Origin of the sequence: Streptomyces sp. NPDC102402, assembly GCF_044765765.1 — a bacterium.
Lineage (GTDB): Bacteria > Actinomycetota > Actinomycetes > Streptomycetales > Streptomycetaceae > Streptomyces.
This window is the reverse complement of record NZ_JBIWKR010000005.1, coordinates 37,302-61,039: the sequence shown is the minus strand read 5'-3', so window position 1 is coordinate 61,039 and position 23,738 is coordinate 37,302. Positions and strand designations below refer to the sequence as shown.

The following is a 23,738-nucleotide window of genomic DNA, read 5'->3' as shown; positions in this document are numbered from 1 at the left end:
AGAGCCCTTTCAGGGGGCTGTTCCGTCCGTGGTCGCCCATTGCCCCCGGCATTCAGGACCGTCCTTGGCGGTGGCAGGTCAGGCGGACCGCCGGACCGGGGGCGACGCCGGGGGCGGCATCCCGGCCGGAGTGCCGGTGCGGTCCGGCCGACGCCCCTTCACCCGGGAGGCAGCTACGTCACCCCGCCCCGTTGAGGCGGGCCGACAGTCCGTGCGCAGCCGTGACGACCGCCTGCGCCACCTGCGGTACCGCCTCAGGCGGCAGCCGGAACACGGGCGCCGAGACGTTGAGCGCCGCGACGACATCGCCCCGGTGGTCGTGGACCGGGGCGGCGACCGCGATCAGCCCGGGCTCCATCTCCTCGTCGGCCACCGCGTAGCCGCGCGCCTGCTCCGTGCGCAGTACCTCCAGAAGTGCCGGCACGTCGCGCGGTGCGGCGTCCGTGCCTGGCAGGAGTTCGCCCTCAGGGGTGACCAGCAGCGCCTCGACCTGCGCGTCGGGGAGCCCGAAAAGCAGAGCGCGTCCGGCGGAGGTGCAGTTCAGGGGAGAGGTGCGGCCGACCCACTCGTGGGCCTGGAGCGTCCGGGAGGTGCGCTCGGTCAGCACCGTCACCACGCCGTGCCCGGAGAGCACCGTGAGGTACGCGGGCTCCCCGACCTGGTGGACCAGCTCGCGCAGCACCGGCGGGGCCTCGCGGTGCAGCCGGTCCTCGCCCGCCGAGGCTGCCAGTGCCAGCAGCTGCCAGCCGATGCGGTACCGCAGGCTGCGCGGATCCCGTTCCAGGAACCCCTCCTGTGCCAGGACCTTCAGGGTCCGGGACACCTGCGACTTCTCCCGGCCCACCGCCGTGGCCACCTCCTGGACGCCCATCGGGCCCTGTCCGAGGGCGCGCAACACGTCCAGTGCCCGGTGCACGCTGCTCAGGTTCTCGCTCGTCATGCTCACCATGATGCATGAGCGTGCGTATACAGCAACTCTGATTGTGTTCCTTGCACGGAACGCCCTTACCGTCGTCGGCATGTGCGGAATAGCAGCAGTACACAGCCACGACGCGGACACCGTCATCGACACCCAGTGCGCAGGCGCGTCGGCAGGACGGTCTGCCGGGGGGTTCGCCGGGGCTTTTGCCGGGGTCGACGAGATGCTCGACCGGCTGGCCCACCGTGGCCCCGACGACAGAGGGACGCGCATGGTCGGCGGCCACACCTGGCTCGGGCACCGCCGCCTGTCCATCGTCGACCTCGACGGCGGACACCAACCGCTGGGTGGTACGCACGGTGACGCCGACTGGTCGATCGTCTGCAACGGCGAGATCTACAACCACCAGGAGCTGCGGGACGAGATGCCCGCCAGCGCCTTCGGCTCCTCCTCCGACTCCGCTGCCGCCCTGGCGGTCCTGCGCACCGACGGCCCCCGGGGCCTGCACAGGCTCCGGGGGATGTGGGCCCTGTGTGCGGCCACGCCCGGCGGCGGTTTCGTCGCCGCCCGTGACGCCGTCGGCATCAAGCCCCTCTACTGGGCACGTACGGACACCGCTGTGCACTTCGCCTCGGAACTGCGCGCCTTCACGCCCGAGGCGCAGGCCCGTGCCGAGATCTTCCCGCCCGGCCACTGGTGGTCCCCCGAGGACGGCCTCCACCGCTTCGCCGACCCGGTGCCCTCCCACGCCGCGGAGGCCGACTGGAGCGCGGTTCCGGAGCAGGTGATCGAGAAGGCCACCTTCGAGTCCGTCTCGGACTCCGTGCGCAGGCACCTGATGGCGGACGTCGAGGTCGGGGTGTTCCTCTCGGGCGGTCTCGACTCCGGCATCGTCGCCGCCGTCGCGGCCGAGGCCTACGCCCGTCAGGGACGAAGGCTCAAGACCTTCTCCGTCGGCACCGCGGACTCACCCGACCTGCTCGCCGCCCGCGAGACCGCGGCCTTCCTCGGCACCGAGCACCATGAGGCGGTTCTGGAGTCCGAGGCGTCGCGCAGGGTGCTGGACGAGGTGGTCGCGTGTGTGGAGTCCTTCGACGCCAGCCTCATCCGCAGCGCCGTACCCAACTGGTTCCTGTCCGAACTGGCCTCGCGGCACGTCAAGGTCGTGCTGACCGGCGAAGGCGCGGACGAGCTGTTCGCCGGCTACGGCTACTACCACGAGCAACACGCCGCCCCCGAGGCCCTGGACGCGGAACTCCGGCGTACGGTCGGCGCGCTGCACGGCCTCAACCTCCAGCGCTGCGACCGGGTGACCATGGCCCACGGCCTGGAGGCGCGCGTGCCCTTCCTCGACCACGGGGTCATGGCCCACGCCATGTCCCTGCCCGCGCACATGAAGGGCCTGGAGGACGACGGCATGGAGAAGGGCCACCTGCGCCGCGCCTTCACCGGCAGGCTGCCGGATCATCTGCTGTGGCGCCGCAAGGAGCAGTTCGGCACGGGCAGCGGCGCCGAGAGCCTCCTCAGCCCGCTGTGGGACGGCCGCATCACGGACGAGGAGTTCGCGGCAGCCGCGTCCGGTGCCGGTGCACCTGAGCTGCGCAGCAAGGAGGAGCTCGGCTACTACCGCACCTTCCGGTCCGCCTTGCCGGGGATTCGTCCGGAAGCGGTGCTGACCCGGTTCGCGACGGTGTGAGGGGCCTGCGGCACCTGTCGGATGCTCGGGCGGAGGGCGCCTGGGTGCGAGGACGCCGCCCGGGTGCGGCACGCACGGCGGCCGTGCCGGGACGCTCAACGGCCTCGCACAAGCGGAACGCCTCACGCCGGGCTTCCCGCAGGACCGGGCTCTCCGGAGGACCGGGCTGCCCGGGGGCCCGGCCGTCGGCTGAGGGTTCATCGGTCGGTGGGAGTAGGTCCTGCGCCTCAGGCGCCTCCCGCGCCCGCCTGGCTAGGGTCGGTCCTCATGGAGACCACAGGAACCGGCCGTCGCCGGACGGCGGAGCGCGTACACGACGCTCTGGAGCGGCTCGTCGCCGAGCGGGACGTATGGGTGTCGACGGCTCACCCCGATCACGGACCGCACCAGGTGCCGTTGTGGTTCCGGTGGGACGGGCGAGCGGTGTGGATGTGCACCGGCGCCACGTCCGTGACCGCGCGAAACGTCCGCGCGGAGCCGCGTGTGCGCCTGTCACTGCCGGACACTCATGACGTGGTGCTCCTCCAGGGCGATGCGGAGTGCTTCTCGGACCAGGAGGTGCCCCAGGACGCGGCGGAGGCGTTCACCGACAAGTTCGGGTGGGATCCACGCGTGGAGGACGGCCCCTTTCTCTACGTACGCGTGGTCCCGAGGACGGTACGTGCGTGGCGGGGCGAACCGGAACTGCGCGGGAGGGTCGTCATGCGCGACGGGACGTGGCTGGAATGACGGCCGCGGGTGCCTCGAAGCGCCCCTGGCCTTGGGCGAGTTCACCCGCCGCCGGGGGGCTTCCCGGACGAACGCACCGTGCTGGCGGACTGCCCCCTCGGCGCCTCAGCCCTTCAGCTGGGTGAAGCGGATGTGGTTGCCGAACGGGTCGCGCAGGCCGCAGTCGATGCCGTACGGGCGCTCCGTCGGTTCATCCGTGAACTCCACGCCCAGGGCCTTCAGTGCTTCGTACGTCTTGCGGCAGTCGTCCGTGGTGAGGATCAGTGCGGCGCCCATCGCGCCCTTGGTCACCAGGTCGCGGACCTGCTCGGCCGTCTCCTCGGACAGCGAGGGAGGGCCTGGCTTCTCCAGCAGGACCTGGCGGTCGGGGTGACCGGGGACGTTGACGGTGAGCCAGCGCATGAAGCCCATGTCGACGTCGGCGTTGACCTCCAGGCCGAGCTTGCCGACGTAGAAGTCGAGGGCCTCGTCCTGGTCGAGGACGTACATCTGCGAGTGCGTGATTGCTGTGAACATGTACTTCACGCTAGTCGGCCGGACCGGCGAAGACTTATCCAGAACTGCTCAGTGGGAGCGGACGGTGATGCGTACCGGTGGATCACGCGCTGGGCCGCGTCCACGCCTTCGTGAAGCAGGTGGGGACGTCCACGGCCGTCGATTCCTTGCGGTACGCCCTGGGCGACAGGCCGACGATGTCGCGGAACGTGCGGCTGAACGTGCCGGTGCTGCCGAAGCCGACCTCGTAACAGATGTCCGTGACGCTGCGGTCGCTCTCCCGGAGGAGGAACATCGCCCGCTCGACGCGGCGGCGCTGCAGATAGCGGTGCGGCGTCTCGCCGAAGGTGGAGCGGAAGGTGCGGGCGAAGTGGGCCGGGGACACGTGGGCGATCCGGGCCAGTGCCGGGACGTCCAGTGGCTGCGCGTACGCACGGTCCATCGCGTCCCGCGCCCGGAGCATGCGGCGGTTGCTCTCTTCCACGGTGCGGCTCACACCGGCCATCCCACCACAGCGTCCACCGCCAGGCGGGCCGGGCCGGTGCGGCGGCACTGTCACACCCCCTTCGTAGACTCGCGGCATGAGTGTCTCCCTCGACAGCGGCGTGCGCCGGACGATGCCACCGACGGCTGCCGAGACGGCCGCTGTCGAGCGAGTCGTCGCCACGCACAGCCCGGCCTTCCCGAATCAGGATGAGGGGAGCCCGTACCTCTGCGAGAGCCACGACGGCGAGCCCGCCGAGGTGCTGGCAGGTTCCACGAAGACGCCGTCCGCCCCAGGCCGTCTCCTGCCGGTGCTGGACCACGAACCGGGCTCCGTGGGCGAGTCGCGCCGTGCCTTGTCAGGAGCGGAGTGGCGTGTGGACGTGGACGACCTCGACGTTCCGCGGGACGGGACCCATGGGACCCACGGTTACGCCCTTCCCGGCGTGCGCGACGCGGATCCCGCGGCCGAAGCGGGTGGCATGTGAGTCCGGCACGGAGTGGGAGCAATGCGAGGCGCCGTGACGTCTCTCCCGGGGCGGAGCACCAGGACGAGACCAGGGCGGCCTACGACGGGGTCGTCGAGCTGTATGCCTCGCTGTTCGCCGACCGGCTGGAGACACAGCCGTTCGCACGGGCCATGATCGGCACCTTCGCGGAACTGGTGCGCGGGACGGGGAACGTGCTGACGGCCGACGTCGGATGCGGGCCCGGACATCTGACGGCCATGCTGCACGAACTGGGGCTGGACGCCTTCGGGCTGGACCTCTCCCCGGGCATGGTCGACCATGCCCGGCAGGCCCACCCCGCGCTTCGGTTCGACGAGGCGCGGATGGAGTCCCTGCCGGTCGAGGACGGTGCTCTCGGCGGCGTGCTGGCCCACTATTCGATGATCCACACCCCGCCCGAGGAACTGCCGGCACTGATCACCGAGCAGGTGCGTGCCCTGGCACCGGGTGGCCTGCTCCTCGTCTCGTTCTTCGCGACCGACACTCCGGAGCCGGTCCGCTTCGACCACAAGGTGACGCCGGCCTACAGCTGGCCGGTGGACCGGTTGGCCGCGCTGCTGGCCGGAGCGGGGCTCGTCCCGTTCGCCCGGCTGCTCCACGACCCGGCCTCCGAGCGAGGCTTCCTCGACGCCCACCTGATGGCCCGGCGCCCCTAGGGCGGATATTGGGTCGTGATCAAGCGGCAGCTCCGGTGAGGCCCTTGATCCAGATCATCGCGCCGCGAAGATGGAGGCCGACCTGCGAAAATCGCTGTTACGTCGCCGCCGCACAGTGATAGAAAGCCCGGGTGACCGAGACCTTGGACTTCCCTGAACTGCTGCGCCTGATCGACGAGCGGTCGGCCGCCTTCCGGGCCGCGATCGCCTCCGCGCCCAGCCTCGACGTGCAGGTGCCGACCTGCCCCGAGTGGACGCTGCTCGACCTGGTGCACCACCTGGGCGGGGGGCGTCGCGCCTGGGCCGCCACGGTCGCGGCTGGGCCCGACGCCTCGGGCAAGTCGGCGGGAGAGGGCCTGGCCGTACCGCCGGAGCGGGAGGCCCTGCTCGCCTGGCTGGCGGAGTCGACGCAGCAGATGCTGGACGCGTTGCGGGAGGCCGGCCCGGAGCGCGGTTGCTGGACGTGGTGGGGCTCGTCGCAGTCGCCGCGGACCTGCGGTGCCGTCGCCCGGCACCAGCTCCAGGAGATCGCGATGCACACCTATGACGCCCAGCTCACCGTGGGCGCCCCGGAGCCGCTCCCGGAGGAGGTGGCGCTTGATGGTGTCGAGGACTTCGTGTTCACCTGCTGCACCACGACGGTCGCGTGGCCGCACAAGCCCGCCGTCGTCGACTATCACGTCACCGAGGGCGGCTCCTGGCGCCAATCGCTCTCCGCCGGTGGTTCGCGGGCCTTCCGGCTGTCCGGATCCGGCCCCGCCGCCGGCGGGGACTCGGAGTCGGTCGACGCCTCCGTCCAGGGCACGGCGAGCGACCTGGTCCTGGCCTTCTACGGTCGCATCCCGCTGGACTCGCTGAAGCTCGAAGGCGACCGGCACCTCTTCGACCTGCTGGAAGAGTGGGACATGCAGTAGGACTGCCTGGAGTAGGACCGCGCACCTGGGGTGCGCAGTGATCATTATGGGAGTTGCTCGCGCGGCACGGTCTGATCCGGGAGGCCGTGTTCCGTGATGCGAGCACAACTATCCGATGCGGGCTGTTAGTTCATCGGACCGTACCTGCCTGTCGGCGAGTACGGCCGTACCCCGAACCACTGACCGCGACGACGCACTCTCCGAACACGGGCTGACTCCGGATCTTTCGTGACGGCCCGTCGGTTTCTCCGGCGGGCGGTTGCGTGTGCGGCTGCTGCTGGAGGAGGCGGACCAGGCGGAGGTCGCCTTGGTGCCATGTGATCCTGCGGACCCGGCCGGTGACCGGCGGGACCGGCCCGGCACGGAGGCGCCGGAACTCTCCGGGCGCCTCGCTTCGGGAGCGCTCCCAAAGTCGCGCGGCTGAACCCCTTCCCCTGACCTGCCCCTTCGGAATCCGTTTGCCGCATTCCGTCCCGATGGGTTGTCAGGGACACGTAGACGCTCCTACAGTCCCCTAGAACCAGCGGGTGGGAGCGCTCCCAACTCAGGACGGCTGGGCGCTCCCGATTCCCTGATCGCCCCACCGGTCATCCCTCCTGGAGAGGCCCCCCATGCGAGCGTCACCGCACGGAACCAGAACCTCGCGCAGCCTGCTCGGCGCGCTGCTCCTCGCTCTCGCCACGGTGGCGGCCGTCCTGGCCGCTGCTCCGGCGGCCCACGCGGACACCCTGATCTGCGAACAGTACGGTTCGACGCCGATCCAGGGCCGCTACGTGGTCCAGAACAACCGCTGGGGCACCAGCGCCCCCCAGTGCGTCACCGCTACCGACAGCGGCTTCAGGGTGACTCAGGCCGACGGCTCCGTCCCCACGAACGGCGCCCCGAAGTCCTATCCCTCGGTCTTCAACGGTTGTCACTACACCAACTGTTCGCCCGGGACGAACCTCCCGGCGCAGATCAGCGGTATCGCCGGTGCCCCCAGCAGCATCTCCTACGGCTATGTCGGCGACGCCGTGTACAACGCGTCGTACGACATCTGGCTGGACCCCACGCCCAAGAAGGACGGGGTGAACCGCACCGAGATCATGATCTGGTTCAACAAGGTCGGTCCGATCCAGCCGATCGGCTCGCAGGTCGGCACCGCCTCCGTGGGCGGGCGAACCTGGCAGGTGTGGACGGGCAGCAACGGGGCCAACGACGTCATCTCCTTCGTCGCCCCGTCGGCCGTCGCCAGCTGGAGCTTCGACGTCATGGACTTCGTCCGGAACACCGTCTCCCGCGGCATGGCGCAGAACGACTGGTATCTCACCAGTGTCCAGGCGGGCTTCGAGCCATGGCAGAACGGTGCCGGGCTCGCGGTGAACTCCTTCTCCTCGACCGTGAACCTCGGGACTCCGGGCACCGGCGATCCGGGTGGGCCCGGGGACCCGGTGACGGCCTGCAAGGTGACCTACGCGACGAACGTCTGGACCGGCGGCTTCACCGCCGACGTCACGGTCGCCAACACCGGTTCGGCTTCCGTCGACTCCTGGAAGCTGTCCTTCACCCTGCCTTCCGGGCAGCGCGTCACCAACGCGTGGAACGCCACCGTCAGCGGGGCGTCCGGAGCGGTGACGGCGACCGGCCTCGCGCACAGCGCCCGGATAGCGGCCGGGGCCGGCCAGACGTTCGGTTTCCAGGGGACCTACAGCGGTACGTTCTCGCAGCCGTCCGGATTCAGCCTCAACGGCGCCCGCTGCGCCTGAGTCCGGCGGGACGACCAGGGCCCGCCCTCTCGCCTTCCCCCAAGTGCGGGGCGGCCCACGCTCTCCCCGCCCGCCTCGCCGCCGAGCCGCCCCGGGCCCACCCCCCGGTCCGCGCACGGCACCCCCAGATCCCTCGCCCATCAAGGCGGGCGCCTTCCCCGCGGGGCGAGGGTCCCCTCACCGGACGGTGACAGCAGGAGACAGGCGCAATCGGAAGAAGTCCCCACACAGGTACAGGAGACACCATGGCTCGACGCAAGAGACAACTTGTTTCCCTGGCGGCGGTGTTCGCGACCCTGCTCGGCGGAATCGCCCTGACCCTGCTGGGCCAGGGCAACGCGCAGGCTCACGGCGTGACGATGACTCCGGGCTCGCGTACCTACCTCTGCTGGCTGGACGCCAAGACCAGCACCGGCGCCCTGGACCCGACCAACCCGGCATGCAAGGCCGCGCTCAGCGAGAGCGGCGCGACGGCGCTGTACAACTGGTTCGCCGTGCTCGACTCCAACGCGGGTGGACGGGGGGCCGGTTACGTCCCGGACGGAAAGCTGTGCAGCGCCGGCGACCGGTCGCCGTACAACTTCACCGGATACAACGCCGCCCGCTCCGACTGGCCCCGGACGCACCTGACGGCCGGCCGGACGATCCAGGTCAAGCACAGCAACTGGGCCGCGCACCCGGGCTCCTTCCGGGTGTACCTGTCCAAGCCCGGTTACTCGCCCAGCACCGAGCTGGGCTGGGACGACCTGGACCTGATCGAGACCGTCACCAACCCGCCCCAGACGGGCTCCCCGGGCACGGACGGCGGTCACTACTACTGGGATCTGGACCTGCCCTCGGGCCGCTCGGGTGACGCGGTGATGTTCATCCAGTGGGTGCGCTCGGACAGCCAGGAGAACTTCTTCTCCTGCTCCGACGTCGTCTTCGACGGCGGCAACGGCGAGGTCACCGGCATCCGGGGCTCGGGCAGCACCCCGGACCCGACGCCCACCCCGGACCCGACGCCCACGCCGGACCCCACGCCGACCCCGGACCCGACCCCCACGCCGACCGACCCGCACAGCGGGTGCATGGCCGTCTACCGCGTGACCAACTACTGGAGCGGTGGATTCCAGGGGTCCGTCGAGGTCATGAACCACGGCACGACGGCCCGTGACGGCTGGGCGGTGAAGTGGACACCCGGCGTCGGAGCCAAGGTCAGCAGCGTGTGGAACGGCGCGCTGACCGCTGGGTCCGACGGCACGGTCGTGGTCAGGAATCTCGACTACAACCGGTCCATCCCACCGGACGGCAGCGTCACCTTCGGATTCACGGCGACATCGACCGGCAACAACCTCCCGGTCGGCTCGATCGGCTGCGTCACCCCGTAGCCGCCGGCAGAGGCAGCGCCGGCTCCCGCATCCCGGGGAGCCGGCGCTGTCGTGCTTCCCTGCTGACAGGCCACCGCCGACCGACACCACCGCTACCGCCGGCGACGTGCGGCAGAAGCGGCTCAGGCCCTGAACGCAGTGGCCGGTCGGCGGTGCCGGATGAGGAGTGCCGCTCGGCCGGCGAAGGCGGGGAAGTGCTCGGCCCGGCGCTCGTAGCGACGGTGGGGTGGGCGGCAGCCGGCCGGCCGAGAGACGGTTCGCCCGACTGCCCATCGATGGCGGCCCGGTCGTGACGTGCAGGGGTGGCGGAGGGGACGGCGGGTGGCAGCGGTCCCTGACCCGCCGGTTCACGGGTCGTCATGTTCCTCCATGCCCCCTACCATCCCGTCGGCAGGCTGCTGAGGAACGGGGCGAGCCGGTCGGCGATCACCCGGTCGTCGTGAGCCGAGGTGTGCCCGTCGCATCCGAGGAAGTCCAGGCCCGACTGATCGAGGAACCAGTAGCGGACCCCGCTGTCTCCGGCGTCGTTACGCGCCTCCACCACCTGCCGCACATGCTCGGCGTTCCTGTCGAAGCCGATGGCCACGAGGGTGGTGCCGGCACCGTAGCGCGTCCGCAGTTCCCGGAGGAACTCGCCGTAGGCGGTGCGGTAGGAGGCCGAGAGGCTGTCGGGCGTCCACGGCTCACCGGCGGTGAGGTCGGAGAAGTCGTTGGAGCCGAGGTTGACCACCACGATCTGGGGGCGCCACGTCCCCGGGTTCTGCCAGACGTCGCCGTCCACGTTCAACAGGGCGCGGTCGTAGTAGGTCCGGTACGTGACGTCCGGGACGATGCCGGCGACGTTGCGCACCATGCCGAGGCCGGAGAGGCCGTTGATCTGGTAATCGGCGTCCAGCTGCCGGGCGGTGAGGGCGCTGTGGCTCAGGTCGGTGTTGGTGTTCCGCTTGAGCTGCTCCGGATCGCAGTCGCGGGAGCCCGAGACATTGCCGTAGCCCACTGTGAGGGAGTCCCCGATGAACTCGATCTGGCGGTCCCGGGGCGCCGGCTTGCTCAGTACGGCGCCCCCGGGCGCGGCGACGAAGCCTCCGAACGTGCTGGTGTCCCCCGGGGTGTCGTTGCGTTTGACGACCCGGACCGTGTGCTCGCCGTCCCGCAGGCCGTTGACCCAGTGCGTGGTGTCGCCGGGTGTGACCAGGGTGGCCACTGTGGCCCCGTCGACCTGGACGTCGTAGTCGGCGGCCGCGCAGTCGAGCACCACTCCGAGGCCGGTCCCGCGGAAGCGGCCCTCGAAGTACACCCCGGGCCAGCTGAACTGCACCGTCTTCCCCAGGTCCTTGACCCGTCCTGCGATGTGCGCCTGCTCCGATACGCCCTGCACGGGGCCCAGTTGCCTCAGCTCGTACGACGATGCCGCGTCTGCTGCGTTGGGCGCCGCCGGGCGCCTCCCGCGCCCTGATTTCGGGTTCCCTACCCTGAAAGCCATCTGCGTCTCATCGCTCCGTTCCTGTGGCGCCTCGGTGGGTCACGGCTGAACGTCCGGCATCCCACCCCTGGACGTCAACCGATTTTGAGGGGAGGACAGGTGTCAACGGACAGTGCACACGGGCGACTTGTGGAACGGAGCTCGGCCGTCGTGCGCCAGTCCCTCAGGTGCGCGAGGGCGGGGGCAGCCTGTCGTACCTCTACCGATGAGACCGGGCCGTCCGGTGGTCACCGGGCCGCGGTCATCCACAGCTCCATGTCCGAGATGATCAGCCGGCCCGGTCGCTGGTCAGCCGTGTCCGGGACCACGGCGCGCACCACGGGCTGGTCACCCTTCTCTACCGTGACCTTCGTGCCGTCGAACTTCGGTGCCTCGTCGCTGACCGTTGCCCGCAGCTCCGTCTTCAGCTCCTGGGCCGTCGCGTCGTCCCTGACCACGAAGCAGAGCACCTCCGTGTTCTCGGAGGCGGAGGACGCCCGCTGTCCCAAGGCGGCCATGGATACGGGTTTGCCGGAGCTCGTCGGGTTGAAGTCCGCGCGGTACACGTCTCCCAGGCACTCGGCCGCGCGCCGGAACACCTTGTCGTCGGCCAGGGAGGAGCCGTCCTTCGGGTCGACGGCGGACATCGGGTCGGAGCCCCGGGTGGAGTACGCGATCTCGTCCTCGGAGACCTGGAGCGAGGGGCCCGTCTTCCCGGGGTGGGTCCAGACCTCTGCGCCGTCCCTCTCGGTCCGTGTGTAGCCCTCGGACTTCAGTGACCTGGTGATCGACGACGCGTCGAACGAGCCCTCCCAGCGGCCCGCCTCGCTCGTGTCGACCGCGGTGTCGATCTGGGTCACCCTGAAGCCCCGTCCCAACAGGCGGGACCCGTACGGACTGAGCAGAGCGCTGCCCGGCTGCGCGACGGACGTGAACCGCTTCGAGTCGCCCTTGCCGGCCTTCCGCAGGGCGGCGGCGTCCAGGAAGGTCACCTGCTTCGTGCTGCTGTCGCCGGCCAGTGTTCCGAGCCCCGCGAGCAGGGGTGAACCGCCGTCGTCGGAGCCGGAGGAGCAACCGGTGACCGCGGCCAGAAGGACCGTGGCGAGAGCGGTGGCGCCTACGGCCGTTCTACGTGCTGATACGCGCATGATCAGGCAGCGTATACCGATGGCCGGCGGAGGCCGTGGCCGTTGGCGAGGCCCCTGCCGGCGGACGCCACGGCCTGCCGCGCCTGATCGCACGGCGAGGCGCGGCCCGACGAGGGGTGGACCCGGCCCGCCACGTAGCCGGTCCCGCGGGCGGATGTCAGACGAGCGGTGAGAGCTTCTTCGCCGTGCTGCAGTGCTCGGTCCGCCCGTGCCGCCACAGCTGCACAGCGGTCAGGGCGAGAAGCGCGGCGAACACCAGAAGGAGGACGCCCGCGATCACCATCCGCCGGACTCCGCCCTCCGCCGAGTCGTCGAGGGAGAGCAGGCCGAGGGCGGACAGCAGTATCCCCACCATGTACACCGAGCGGACGCGCCGTAGCTGCCGCACCGCGCGAGGAGCAAGAGCAACACGTTTCACGAGAGCCATGCTCACCTCCGTACCCGCTTTGAGGGCGATGAGGCGTCGGCTCGCCGGACGACTCCATCGTCCGGGAGGACCGTTGTGCGTGGCGGAAGCCGGATTCCGGGCACCAGACGGGGTGACCACCGGGCAACCGTCGTGAGGAGCCGACCGTGGGCCTCGTACCGATGGACCTTCCTGACCCGACAGCGTTGCGAGGGCGCTGGGCGGCACTGGCCGCCGTGCGGGCTGCCTCAGGACACGGAGAGCGGTGCCGGGCGCTCGGGCCGGTCTGGCACTACGACGACGGACACGGCAGCTGGGCAGACCTGCACCGCCTCGACGAGGGGAGGGCGGTACTGCTCGGGCAGGACCGGAACGACTCGGAGACGTACTACGCCGAGGCCGCCGACTTCTTCGAGGAGAAGGAGACCGACCTGCTGGCCGGTGCGCCCGGCTGGTGGGAGCCGCCCGTCCGCCGGGTCAGGGACGCGGAGCTCTTCCTCGGCTTCGTGTACGGCTTCGACGGCAGCACCTGGCAGCGCGCGGAGTACGGGCTCGATGACGGGTTCACGAGCGTGGGGCTCCCTGCGCTCAGTGACGGGCGGACGCGTGAAGCGGTCCGGGCCGCCGCTCGGCACCCGGCTGCCACGGGGCCGCGCGAAACGTCCGAAGACGGCATCGACGCGCTGATCGCCGCTGACGCCGCGGTCGACCCCGCCCTGGTGGCAGCCGTCGTGCCGGCCGGCTGGGATGCGCGGGAAGGGGCGGAGGCGGCCCGCGTGTTTCTCGAAGGGTGAACCGGTGGGGGTGAAGCCCCGCGTCCGGAGGCTCTCACCGCACGCCTGCCGCCGCGTGTCCTGGACCCGGGCCGCGAGGCGGTGACCGCTGCCGCCGGAACTCATGGCGATCGGTGCCCAAAGCTTCACGCAACCTCCCTATAGTGGGGGCGCGTTGATCGTATGGCCGCAACGCGCGAAGCCGTCTCCCAGGAGTCCGTACGATGACGACCCCCTCCTTATCCGCAGCGTCCGCACCCGGAGGAGGCTGTCCCGCGCACGTCCTGACCGCCGCCGTGCCGCTGAGCGGGCCCGAATTCCACACCGAGCCGCAGGCCGTGTACCGGTCCATGCGTCACTCCTACGGGCCCGTCGTGCCCGTGGAGCTCCCCGGCGGCTTCCCGGCCTGGCTGGTCGTCGGATACCGCGAGCTCCACCAGGTCACCAGCGACGGGGAGTTGTTCCCCCGCGATGTCGGCCTGTGGAACCAGTGGGAGCACATACCGGAGGACTGGCCGCTGCTCCCCATGGTCGGACGGCCCATGCCCTCCATCTACTTCACCGCGGGCGCCGAGCACCGGCGGCACTCCGAGATGGTCGTGCCCGCGCTCGAAGCCGCGGACCCCTTCGAGATCCGGGAGCACTGCGAACAGCTGGCCGACCGCCTCATCGACGCCATCTGTGCCCGGGGGACCGCCGACCTCGTCGTGGAGTTCGCCGAACCGCTGCCCGTGCTCGTCCTCGCCCGCCTCGTCGGCTTCCCGGACGAGGAGGGAGCGGACATCGCCCGGGTCCTGAAGGACCTCGCCGACGGCGGGCCCGGCGCCCAGGAGGCGTACGGCCGCTTCGGTGAGCACATGCAGCGGCTGGTGGCGGCCAAACGGGCCGTACCCGGCGACGACGTCACCTCCCGGATGCTCGCCGACCCGGAGCCCTTCACGGACGAGGAGTACGCCCTCGATCTCATGGCCGTCACGGCCGCCGGGCACCTCACGACCGCCGACTGGATCAGCAACTCCCTGCGGCTGATGCTCACCGAGGACCAGTTCGCCGACTCCCTCGCGGGAGGGCACCGCAGCGTCGGCGACGCGATGAACGAGGTCCTCTGGGAGGAGAGCCCGACCCAGATCCTCGCCGGGCGGTGGGCGGTCCGCGACACGCAGCTCGGCGGCCGGACCATCCGCGCTGGTGACATGCTCCTGCTCGGTCTGGGGGCGGCCAACACCGACCCGCTGATACGCCAGGAGTTGGGATCGGCCGGCGCGGGGCACCGCGCGGGCAACGGATCGCATCTGGCGTTCAGTCACGGGGAGTACCGCTGCCCCTTCCCGGCACAGGAGATCGCGGAGACCATCGCCCGGACCGCCATCGAGGTCATCCTCGACCGGCTGCCCGACCTCGAACTCGCGGTCCCCGCCGAGGAGCTGGTCCGGCGGCCGTCCGCCTTCCTGCGCGGGATGAACGCGCTTCCCGTCCGGTTCGCTCCCGCACACACGACAGGAGACCCGCTGTGAACTGCCCGTACGCGACCGTCGTCATCGACCCCATGGTCCAGGACCTCGACGGTGAGACCGAAAGGCTGCGGGCCTCCACCCCGCTCGCCCGCATCGAGCTGCTCGGGGTCCCCGCCTGGACCGTCACCAGCCATGCCGAGGCCCGCCGGCTCCTGGTCGACACGCGCCTGGTGAAGGACCTGCACGCCTGGGGTCTCTGGCAGAGCGGCGAGGTCACCCATGCCTGGCCGCTGATCGGCATGATCGACGCCGGGCGCTCCATGTTCACCGTGGACGGTGAGGAGCACCGCCGGCTGCGGGCGAAGACCTCCCAGGCCCTCACCCCCCGTCGGCTGGAGGCGATCCGCCCGGCCATCGAGAAGTTCACCGAGGAGCTGCTGGACGCGCTCGCCGCCCGGGGCGAAGACGGGGTGGTCGACCTCAAGGCCGTGTTCGCCCAGCCGCTCCCGATGAAGGTGGTCGGCCTCCTGATGGGGGTGGACGAGGCGTTGCACCCCATGCTGACCCGGCAGTACAAGGCCTTCTTCTCGATGCTCACCCCGCAGGAGGACCGGCTGGCCCTGCTGGCCGAGCTCGACGTCTTCTACGCCGAACTGGTGAGGGAGAAGACCGCCCGCCCCACCGACGACCTCACCAGCGCGCTGATCCTCGCCGAGGAGGGCGGGAAGCCGCTCACCGAGGAGGAGGTCGTCGGCAATCTCAAGGCCATGGTCGCCGCCGGGCACGAGACCACCATCGGGCTCATCCTCAACGCCGTACGCGCCCTTCTCGCCCACCCCGACCAGCTCCGGAAGGTGCTGGACGGGGAGATCCCGTGGGACACGGTGGTCGAGGAGACGCTGCGCTGGGACACGCCCACCACGCACCTGCTGATGCGGTTCGCCACCGAGGACATCCAGGTCGGCGACCAGGTGATAGCCAAGGGGGAGGGCGTGGTGATCTCCTACCGGGCCATCGGCCGCGACGCCGTCCAGCACGGCGACGGAGCCGAGGCCTTCGACATCACCCGCCCGACGCCGATCCGGCACATGACCTTCGGCCACGGGCCCCACATCTGCCCCGGCGCCGCACTGTCCCGGGTGGAGGCGGGCATCGCGCTGCCCGCGCTGTTCGGGCGCTTCCCTGACCTGAGGCTCGCGATCGGCGACGACGAGATACGCAAGCTCCCCGTGATGACGCAGAACGACATGGAGGCCTTCCCCGTTCTGCTCAACGGCTGAGGGCCGCGCGCCGCAGGGAGGGGCGAGGCGCGGACCGGAGTGCGGTCTCCGGTCCGCGCCGGCTCCGCATCACGGGCGGCTGTCCGGGGTTTCGAACGCCGTCCGGTTCTTCGGAGAATTTGAGGTGGGCACGGCAACCCATACGGGTTCCGGCGGCGACAGCGGGGTGAACTCCCCACCCCCGACCCACAAGGAGGTCCCTCGTGAGCCGCACTCTGAGGAGAACCCTCGCCGTCCTCCCCGCCGCGTTCCTGATGGCACTCGTGCCGGGCAGCGCGTCCGCCTACCCCAACCCGGGCGTCGTCAACGGTGACGTCGTCGTCCACGACCCCAGCATGGTCCGCAGCTCGTCCGGTCAGTACCTGCTCTACTCGACCGGTGAAGGCCTCCAGCTCCGCACCTCCACCGACCGCACCGCCTTCGGCCGCTCCGGGAACGCCTTCACCACCAAGCCGAGCTGGTGGAAGAACTACTCCTCGGCGTCCGACCCCTGGGCCCCGGACATCTCCTACCGGGGCGGCAAGTACCTGATGTACTACGCCGTCTCATCGTTCGGCTCCAACACGTCGGCCATCGGCCTGGCGGCCTCCACCACCGGCCAGGCGGGCAGTTGGAGCGACTACGGGATCGTCTACACCTCCAGCTCGTCGAGCGACTACAACGCCATCGACCCCAACCTGTTCGTCGACGACGACGGGAAGTGGTGGCTGTCCTTCGGCTCCTGGTGGACCGGGATCAAGATGATCCGGATCGACCCGTCGACCGGCAAGCAGTACGCCGGTGACACCACCCGCCGCTCCCTGGCCTCCCGGCCGACCGGGACCAAGGCCATCGAGGCTCCCTCCGTCGTGAAGCGCAACGGCTACTACTACCTGTTCGCCTCGTACGACACCTGCTGCGCCGGCACCAGCTCCACGTACAAGATCAAGGTCGGCAGGGCGACCGGTGTCACCGGTCCCTACAAGGACAAGAATGGCGTCGACATGCGCAGCAACGGCGGGACGCCCGTCATGGAGTCGCACGGCCGCTACATCGGCCCCGGCGGCCAGTCGATCCTGGCGGACTCCGACGGCGACCTGCTCGTCTACCACTACTACGACGGCCAGGACAACGGCACCCCGAAGCTCGGCGTCAACCTCCTGAACTGGAGCAGCGGATGGCCCGTCGCCTACTGACCCTCCTGAGCGCCCTCCTGCTGGCGCTCGCCCTGGGGCAGCCGACATCGGCGTCTGCCGCCGAAGGCCGCCCGTACACCAACCCCGTGAAGGCGCAGAAGGGCGCCGACCCCTGGATCTCGTACCACGACGGCAGCTACTACCTGGTGTCGACGAGCTGGACCGACGTCATCACCATGCGGAAGTCGCCCACCCTGGCCGGGCTGGCCACCGCGCCGAGCGTCCAGGTCTGGCAGGGCGACGCCGCCTCGCGCTGCTGCAACATCTGGGCGCCCGAACTGCACTACTCGGGCGGCCGCTGGTACCTGTACTTCGTGGCCGGCCAGAACATCACCGACTACAACCCCACCCAGCGCGTGCACGTGCTGCAGAGCACGGGGGCGGACCCGATGGGGCCCTACACGTACAAGAACCAGCTGGGCAGCGGCTGGATGCTGGACCCGAGCGTGCTCACGGTCAACGGGTCCATGTACCTGCTGGGCAGCGCGAGCGGCGGGGGCACGCAGAACCTCGTCATCGCCCCGATGTCCAACCCGTACACGCTCAGCGGATCGTTCTCGACGATCTCGACGCCCACCTACGACTGGGAGAGATCGGGAGGCACGGTCAACGAGGGGGCCGAGGTGCTCCAGCGGGGCGGGAAGACGTTCATCGTCTACTCCGCCAGCGGCTGCTGGACCCCCGACTACAAGCTCGGTCAGCTCACGCTGACCGGTTCCGACCCGCTCTCCGCCTCCTCGTGGACGAAGAAGTCCACCCCCGTCTTCCAGCGGAACGACGCCGCCGGGGTCTACGGGCCGGGACACAACGGCTTCTTCACCTCGCCCGACGGCACGGAGAGCTGGATCGTCTACCATGCCAACGACTCCGCGTCCGACGGCTGCGACAACGGGCGTACGGCGCGGGCGCAGAAGTTCGGCTGGAACTCCGACGGCACCCCGAACCTCGGGACGCCCGTCGCCCTCGGTACGACGTCGGCCGGGCCCTCCGGCGAGACGGCGGCGACCCCGACCGCCTACACCGTGGTCAACCGGGCCACCGGGAAATGCCTCGACGTGAGTGCCGCGTCCACCGCCGACGGAGCGGACGTCCGGCAGTGGACGTGCGACGGCAGTGCCAAGCAGCGGTGGCGCGTCGAGGACCGGGGGGACGACACGAGCCGACTGGTGAACGCCGCGACGGGCAAGGTGCTCGACACCGCGGACTGCTCGACGGCCGACGGCGCGAACCTGCGCCAGTGGTCGTGGCTCGACAACACCTGCCAGCGCTTCCGCTTCGTCACCACCGACGCCGGAGGCTGGGTGCGCATCGTCAACCAGGCCACCGGAAAGGTCGCCGACGTGGCGGACTGCTCGACGGCCGACGGTGCGGACGTACGGCAGTGGACCTGGCTGAACAACACCTGCCAGCAGTTCAAGCTCAACCCGGTCGGCTGAGAGTGCCCGGGACGTCCGAGACCCTTCCGGCCCCGGACGTCCCGGCGCAGCCCACGGGCCGCACGGGAAAGAGCCGGTCGGCCCGGCCGCGTCCTGCGCCAGGTGCGCGGCGCGGCCCGGACAGGAGCGGCGGCCGGTGCTCCTGATCACCGCCTGGACGCGTGGGAGCAGGGCGGCGAGCGGACGGCCCCCGGCGGACCGGCGTTCCGCACATCGACGGTCGCCGAGTGTGATGGCCGCAGGTGAGCGGGGTGTCACGGCAGACCGAGCCGTCGCGTGCCGGAGGTGTCAGGATGTAACCATGGACGTGCGGAAGAGGAACCGGATATCCGTGACAGGCCGGGAGGGCGGCCCGGTGGTGATGCTCGCCCATGGCTTCGGATGTGATCAGAATCTGTGGCGCCTCGTCCGGCCCGAGCTGGAGAAGCACTTCCGGGTGGTCCTCTTCGACCATGTGGGGGCCGGACGGTCCGATGCGTCCGCCTGGAGCCCCGAGCGGTACTCCACCCTGGACGGCTACACGCAGGACGTGATCGAGATCTGCCATGAGCTCGGCCTCGGACCCGTGACCTTCGTCGGGCATTCCGTCAGCGCCATGATCGGCGTCCTCGCCGCCGTGCGGGAGCCCCAGCTCTTCGACGGGCTGATCCTTCTCACCCCGTCGCCGTCCTACATCGACGACGGCGACTACAAGGGCGGATTCAGCGAGCAGGACATCGACGAACTGCTCGAGTCGCTGGACAGCAACTACCTGGGCTGGTCCGCGGCAATGGCCCCGGTGATCATGGGCAATCCGGACCGTCCCGAGCTGGCCGAGGAGCTGACGAACAGCTTCTGCCGAACGGACCCGGAGATCGCCCGGGTGTTCGCCCGGGTGACCTTCCTGTCCGACAACCGGGCGGATCTCGCCGAGGTGAGCGTCCCGACCCTCGTCGCCGAGAGCGCGAGGGACACGCTCGCACCGCGCGGGGTCGGCGCGTTCGTCCACGCGCAGATCCCCGGCAGTCAGCTGGTCACCCTGGACTCGACGGGCCACTGCCCCCAGCTGAGCGCCCCGGAGCAGACGGCCGAGGCGATCGCCGCCTTCGTGCAGGGACCGTGACGGTGCCCCCGGGCGGCGACGAGCCCGACGAATCGTGGGCCGTGGGGGACCGCGACCAGGAGCAGCTGCCGTTCTCCGCCCTGCTGGAGGACAGCGCGGAGGACCTGTACGAGAACGCGCCGTGCGGATACCTCTCCACTCTGATGGACGGCCGGATCGCCAGGGTCAACGAGACCCTGCTGAAGTGGCTCGGGCACCGGCGCGAGGAACTGGTCGGCCACAAGCGGTTCTCCGACCTGCTGACCATCGGCGGCAAGCTGTACCACGAGACACACCTCTCGCCGCTCTTGCACATGCAGGGCGAGGTCAGCGGCATCGCACTCGAGCTCAAGGCGGCGGACGGCGGCCGGCTGCCCGTCCTGGTCACCTCCACCGTCAAACAGGACAGCGACGGCAACCCACTGCTGATTCGCACCACCGTCCTGGACGCCCGGGACAGGCGTGCCTACGAGCGTGAACTCCTGCGGGCGCGGCAGGAGGCCGAGCACGAGCGCGAACGCCTGCGGCGCCTTGCCGCGACCTTGCAGCGCACCCTGATCCCGCCGACCCTCCAACCCGTTCCGGGCCTGGACGTCGCCGCGCGCTACCACTTCGCGTCCCCCGACGAGGTGGGCGGGGACTTCTACGACCTGTTCCCGCTGGCCCCCGGGCGCTGGGGGTTCTTCATGGGAGACGTGCGGGGCAAGGGCGCGAGCGCGGCCGTGGTGACGTCGCTGGCGCGGTACACCCTGCGGGCCGCCGCGGTGTCCGATCCCGTGCCGGCCAGGGTGCTGGCCAACCTCAACACGGCCCTCAACCGTGAGTTCCAGGAAGACGAACCCCGCTTCTGCACCGTGATCTTCGGCCTGCTCACATCCGAGGGGGAGGGCACCGGATTCCACGTCGTCCTGGCAGGCGGCGGCCACCCCCCTGCCTTGCTGCTGCGCGCCGACGGCAGCGCCGACTACCTGCCCACGCCCGGAGGGCAGCTGGCCGGGGTGGTGCCCGACGCGCAGTTCAGCACAGCCACCGCGGAACTCGGTCCCCGTGACACGCTGCTGCTCTACACCGACGGTCTGACCGAAGCGCGCACCCCGGACGCCGGCGGGCGCTATGGCGACGCGGCGCTCCTGGACTTCGCGCGGTGCCTGGCCCCCGCCTCCGCGTCCGGTGTCGTCGCGTCAGTCACCGAGTTGCTGGACTCGTTCGGCGAGGGGCTCGACGACGACACCGCGCTTCTGGCGATGGGCGTGCCCCGCGCTGAGCACCCGGACGGTGAGGAGACCGGCGCCGGACGGAAGTGATCAGGAACCGTCTTCAGCCCCCGGCGCGGCGCTCCGTCGAGCGGGCCCGGTGCGATGTCCGGGCGAGGTGTGCACGGCATCTCCGGTCATGGCACCGGAGCCCGGCAACCTTCGGGGCGGCCGCGGCGACTACTGCCCGGAACCCCACCTCTTCCCGACGGATTCGCGACGAATTCCCGACGAACGGATTCAGGTCATGGCAGTCAGCCGACGACGCACCGCCCCCCACCCCGGACCGCGCACGGCCGCCGCCGCAGGAGCGGCGGCGCTCCTGGCCGTCACCACCGTCTGGACGTCCGGGGCGGCGTCCGGAGCGGAGGCGGCGACCACCCTCACCGTCGCCAAGGACGGCAGCGGGCAGTACTCCACCGTCCAGGCGGCGGTCGACGCCGTTCCCGCGGGCAACACCGCACGGGTCGTGGTCTCCATCAAGCCGGGGACCTACCGCGAGCTGGTGAAGATCCCCTCCACCAAGCAGAACGTCACCCTCCAGGGCAGCGGCTCCAGCCGCAACGACACCGTCATCGTGTACGACAACGCCTCCGGCACCCAGAAGCCCGACGGATCGGGAACCTACGGGACCGGTGGCAGCGCGACGGTCGCGGCCGAGGCCAACGGCTTCCAGGCGCGCAACCTCACGATCTCCAACGACTTCGACGAGGGCGCGAACCAGAACATGAGCGGCCTCCAGGCGGTGGCCCTGCGCACCGCCGCTGACAAGGTCTTCCTGGACTCGGTGATCGTCACCGGCGACCAGGACACCCTGCTGCTCGACACCGCCTCCAAGGCGACCCTCGGCCGTGTCTACATGACCGACTCGTACGTCGTCGGCAACGTCGACTTCATCTTCGGTCGCGCCACCGCGGTGATCGACAGGTCGGTGATCACACTGAAGAAGCGGTGGGACGGCAGCAGCGCCGGCTACATCGCCGCGCCCAGCACCGCGGCCGACCGCAAGGGATTCCTGATCACCCGGTCGACCGTCGCCGGAGATGTCTCGGCGTCGTCCTTCTACCTCGGCCGGCCCTGGCACGCGGGCGGTGACGCCTCGCTCGACCCGATGGCCACCTTCCGCGGCACCACGCTCAGCTCCGCGGTCAAATCCGCCCCCTGGACGGACATGAGCGGCTTCTCCTGGAAGGACGACCGCTTCGCGGAGTACAAGAACACCGGACCGGGGTCGGGGACGGCCGGGAGCAACCGCCCGCAGCTCACCGACTCCCAGGCCGCGGGTCAGGAGACCGCCGACTGGCTGGCAGGCTGGACACCGTCGGCGTCCTGAGTCACGGTGAGCGGCAGGGTCCCTGGCGACGCGTGTCCGCAGAGGCAGGGGCCCTGTTCGGGAACAGCGGATCGAAGCGCTTCGACTCAACTCCTGGACACTACCTGTGAGCGAGTCTAGGCTCCTCGGTGTCTGTGCATGTCAGAGTGCGATGGGGAGCACAGCAGGGCGCCGTCGAAGCGCTTCACCCGCTCTCCCTTGCGGTCACCATCTGTAGGGGAGAAGCCGAATGGTCACGCTTGCCGAGGTCGCCCAGCACGCCGGAGTCTCCGCGAGCACGGTGAGCTACGTCCTCAGCGGCAAGCGGTCGATCTCGGCCTCCACCCGGGAACGCGTGGAGCACAGTATCCAGCAACTCGGCTACCACCCCAACGCCGGTGCGCGCGCCCTGGCCAGCAGCAGGTCCAACATCATCGCGCTCATGGTGCCGTTGCGCACGGACATGTACGTGCCGGTGATGATGGAGATCGCGATCGCCGTCGCCACGAGCGCCCGCACGCACGGCTACGACGTCCTGCTGCTCACCGGCGAGGAGGGCCCGGCGGCCGTCCGCCGGATCGCGGGGAGCTCACTGGCGGACGCGATGATCCTCATGGACGTCGAACTCCATGACGAACGGCTCCCGTTGCTCCGCGACTCCGGCCGGACCGCCGTCCTCATCGGCCTGCCCGCCGACACCTCCGGGGTGACGTGTGTGGACCTCGACTTCGAGGCCACCGGGGCACTCTGCGTGGATCACCTCGCCGGCCTCGGGCACCGCGAGGTGGCGGTGATCGGCGAAGCCCCCGCCGTCTACGAACGGCACACCGGATTCGCCGAACGGACCGTGGACGGTATACGCGCGGCGGCGCAGGAGTCGGAGATGCGGATCCTGCACCGGCCCTGCGAGGGCGGGTACGCCGCGATGGCCGGAACCCTGGGCCGTATCTTCGACGAACGGCCGGGCACGACCGGGTTCATCGTCCAGAACGAGGCCGCCGTCGAGCCGCTGCTCAATCTGCTCCAGCAACAGGGGCGCGCCGTGCCGGAGGACGTGTCCGTCGTGGCCGTCTGCCCCGAACAGGTGGCCACGCAGGCCTCGGTGCGGCTCACCTTCGTGGCCATTCCGGCGCAGGAGATGGGGCGGCGTGCGGTGGAGCAGGTGGTCGCGAAACTCGCCGGGCGTGGCACGGACGAGGTGGAGCTTCTGAGGCCGGTTCTGACGGTGCGTGCGAGCACGGGGCCGGCTCCGGTGTGAGCCGCGCGGTCCGGCTCGTGCGGGGGGAGTGGGTTCCGGCCGTCGTGGGACGGCGGCGTGGGGGGGGGGGGGGGGGGGGGGGGGGGGGGGGGGGGGGGGCGGCGGCGGCGCCGCGGGGGGCCGCCGCGGCCCCGCGCCCCCCCCCGCGCCGGCGCGCCCGCCCCGCGCCCGCCCCCCGGCCCCC

General features: G+C 70.7%; 22 protein-coding genes. 16 read left to right on the top strand and 6 right to left on the bottom strand.

The features are described 5' to 3' along the window. Nucleotides 1-178 precede the first annotated feature (178 nt). Entirely contained in the window at nucleotides 179-940 is a 762-nt protein-coding gene (locus ACIRJR_RS16895; protein WP_403780514.1) for an IclR family transcriptional regulator, read from the bottom strand. Nucleotides 941-1,019: 79 nt separating this feature from the next. Between ACIRJR_RS16895 and asnB the strand changes: the two genes are divergently transcribed. Both asnB and ACIRJR_RS16885 read left to right on the top strand, forming a co-directional pair. Then, nucleotides 1,020-2,615: an asparagine synthase (glutamine-hydrolyzing) gene (gene asnB, locus ACIRJR_RS16890; protein WP_403780511.1), complete on the top strand. Its 1,596-nt coding sequence runs from the start codon at nucleotides 1,020-1,022 to the stop codon at nucleotides 2,613-2,615. A 267-nt stretch (nucleotides 2,616-2,882) separates the two neighbouring features. Further along, nucleotides 2,883-3,344 carry a pyridoxamine 5'-phosphate oxidase family protein gene (locus ACIRJR_RS16885; RefSeq protein ID WP_403780508.1) on the top strand — a complete coding sequence of 154 codons (462 nt, stop codon included), beginning with the start codon at nucleotides 2,883-2,885 and terminating at the stop codon, nucleotides 3,342-3,344. A gap of 105 nt (nucleotides 3,345-3,449) precedes the next feature. On the opposite strand, the gene ACIRJR_RS16880 is transcribed toward ACIRJR_RS16885, so the two are convergent. Both ACIRJR_RS16880 and ACIRJR_RS16875 read right to left on the bottom strand, forming a co-directional pair. Beyond that, entirely contained in the window at nucleotides 3,450-3,860 is a 411-nt protein-coding gene (locus ACIRJR_RS16880; protein ID WP_403780505.1) for a VOC family protein, read from the bottom strand. 82 nt (nucleotides 3,861-3,942) lie between these two features. Then, entirely contained in the window at nucleotides 3,943-4,344 is a 402-nt protein-coding gene (locus ACIRJR_RS16875) for a helix-turn-helix domain-containing protein (RefSeq protein ID WP_403780502.1), read from the bottom strand. A gap of 76 nt (nucleotides 4,345-4,420) precedes the next feature. Between ACIRJR_RS16875 and ACIRJR_RS16870 the strand changes: the two genes are divergently transcribed. From ACIRJR_RS16870 to ACIRJR_RS16850, 5 genes are all read left to right on the top strand, one after another. Then, nucleotides 4,421-4,810 carry a hypothetical protein gene (locus tag ACIRJR_RS16870; RefSeq protein ID WP_403780499.1) on the top strand — a complete coding sequence of 130 codons (390 nt, stop codon included), beginning with the start codon at nucleotides 4,421-4,423 and terminating at the stop codon, nucleotides 4,808-4,810. After that, a complete protein-coding gene (locus ACIRJR_RS16865) occupies nucleotides 4,807-5,487 on the top strand; it encodes a class I SAM-dependent methyltransferase (RefSeq protein WP_403780496.1) in 681 nt (226 codons plus the stop codon). The genes ACIRJR_RS16870 and ACIRJR_RS16865 overlap by 4 nt, the downstream gene beginning before the upstream one ends. Before the next feature lie 131 nt (nucleotides 5,488-5,618). After that, a complete protein-coding gene (locus ACIRJR_RS16860) occupies nucleotides 5,619-6,401 on the top strand; it encodes a maleylpyruvate isomerase family mycothiol-dependent enzyme (protein WP_403780494.1) in 783 nt (260 codons plus the stop codon). A 611-nt stretch (nucleotides 6,402-7,012) separates the two neighbouring features. Next, on the top strand, nucleotides 7,013-8,146 hold the full coding sequence (locus ACIRJR_RS16855; RefSeq protein WP_403780491.1) for a cellulose binding domain-containing protein: 1,134 nt from the start codon (nucleotides 7,013-7,015) through the stop codon (nucleotides 8,144-8,146). A 245-nt stretch (nucleotides 8,147-8,391) separates the two neighbouring features. Beyond that, nucleotides 8,392-9,516 carry a lytic polysaccharide monooxygenase gene (locus ACIRJR_RS16850; protein WP_403780488.1) on the top strand — a complete coding sequence of 375 codons (1,125 nt, stop codon included), beginning with the start codon at nucleotides 8,392-8,394 and terminating at the stop codon, nucleotides 9,514-9,516. Between the two features lie 376 nt (nucleotides 9,517-9,892). On the opposite strand, the gene ACIRJR_RS16845 is transcribed toward ACIRJR_RS16850, so the two are convergent. The 3 genes from ACIRJR_RS16845 to ACIRJR_RS16835 form a co-directional block, all read right to left on the bottom strand. Continuing rightward, a complete protein-coding gene (locus ACIRJR_RS16845) occupies nucleotides 9,893-10,894 on the bottom strand; it encodes an SGNH/GDSL hydrolase family protein (RefSeq protein WP_403780485.1) in 1,002 nt (333 codons plus the stop codon). A 332-nt stretch (nucleotides 10,895-11,226) separates the two neighbouring features. After that, the gene (locus ACIRJR_RS16840; RefSeq protein WP_403780482.1) at nucleotides 11,227-12,126 is read right to left on the bottom strand and encodes a hypothetical protein; all 900 of its coding nucleotides are present in this window, start codon (nucleotides 12,124-12,126) and stop codon (nucleotides 11,227-11,229) included. Nucleotides 12,127-12,283: 157 nt separating this feature from the next. Continuing rightward, entirely contained in the window at nucleotides 12,284-12,553 is a 270-nt protein-coding gene (locus ACIRJR_RS16835) for a hypothetical protein (RefSeq protein ID WP_403780479.1), read from the bottom strand. Nucleotides 12,554-12,699: 146 nt separating this feature from the next. Between ACIRJR_RS16835 and ACIRJR_RS16830 the strand changes: the two genes are divergently transcribed. From ACIRJR_RS16830 to ACIRJR_RS16790, 9 genes are all read left to right on the top strand, one after another. After that, nucleotides 12,700-13,326 (top strand): proteophosphoglycan 5, encoded by a 627-nt coding sequence (locus ACIRJR_RS16830; RefSeq protein ID WP_403780476.1) that lies wholly within the window; start codon nucleotides 12,700-12,702, stop codon nucleotides 13,324-13,326. A 203-nt stretch (nucleotides 13,327-13,529) separates the two neighbouring features. After that, nucleotides 13,530-14,819 (top strand): cytochrome P450, encoded by a 1,290-nt coding sequence (locus ACIRJR_RS16825; RefSeq protein ID WP_403780473.1) that lies wholly within the window; start codon nucleotides 13,530-13,532, stop codon nucleotides 14,817-14,819. Between the two features lie 32 nt (nucleotides 14,820-14,851). After that, nucleotides 14,852-16,039 carry a cytochrome P450 gene (locus ACIRJR_RS16820; RefSeq protein ID WP_403781910.1) on the top strand — a complete coding sequence of 396 codons (1,188 nt, stop codon included), beginning with the start codon at nucleotides 14,852-14,854 and terminating at the stop codon, nucleotides 16,037-16,039. Between the two features lie 254 nt (nucleotides 16,040-16,293). Then, nucleotides 16,294-17,214 carry an arabinan endo-1,5-alpha-L-arabinosidase gene (locus ACIRJR_RS16815; protein ID WP_403781906.1) on the top strand — a complete coding sequence of 307 codons (921 nt, stop codon included), beginning with the start codon at nucleotides 16,294-16,296 and terminating at the stop codon, nucleotides 17,212-17,214. After that, on the top strand, nucleotides 17,196-18,650 hold the full coding sequence (locus ACIRJR_RS16810) for a family 43 glycosylhydrolase (protein WP_403780470.1): 1,455 nt from the start codon (nucleotides 17,196-17,198) through the stop codon (nucleotides 18,648-18,650). The genes ACIRJR_RS16815 and ACIRJR_RS16810 overlap by 19 nt, the downstream gene beginning before the upstream one ends. A gap of 301 nt (nucleotides 18,651-18,951) precedes the next feature. Further along, nucleotides 18,952-19,752, top strand: a complete 801-nt coding sequence (locus ACIRJR_RS16805; protein ID WP_403780467.1) for an alpha/beta fold hydrolase — start codon at nucleotides 18,952-18,954, stop codon at nucleotides 19,750-19,752. A 41-nt stretch (nucleotides 19,753-19,793) separates the two neighbouring features. After that, the gene (locus ACIRJR_RS16800) at nucleotides 19,794-21,035 is read left to right on the top strand and encodes a PP2C family protein-serine/threonine phosphatase (RefSeq protein WP_403781903.1); all 1,242 of its coding nucleotides are present in this window, start codon (nucleotides 19,794-19,796) and stop codon (nucleotides 21,033-21,035) included. 196 nt (nucleotides 21,036-21,231) lie between these two features. Next, on the top strand, nucleotides 21,232-22,317 hold the full coding sequence (locus tag ACIRJR_RS16795) for a pectinesterase family protein (protein ID WP_403780465.1): 1,086 nt from the start codon (nucleotides 21,232-21,234) through the stop codon (nucleotides 22,315-22,317). A gap of 229 nt (nucleotides 22,318-22,546) precedes the next feature. Beyond that, nucleotides 22,547-23,554 carry a LacI family DNA-binding transcriptional regulator gene (locus tag ACIRJR_RS16790; protein WP_403780462.1) on the top strand — a complete coding sequence of 336 codons (1,008 nt, stop codon included), beginning with the start codon at nucleotides 22,547-22,549 and terminating at the stop codon, nucleotides 23,552-23,554. Nucleotides 23,555-23,738 lie beyond the last annotated feature (184 nt).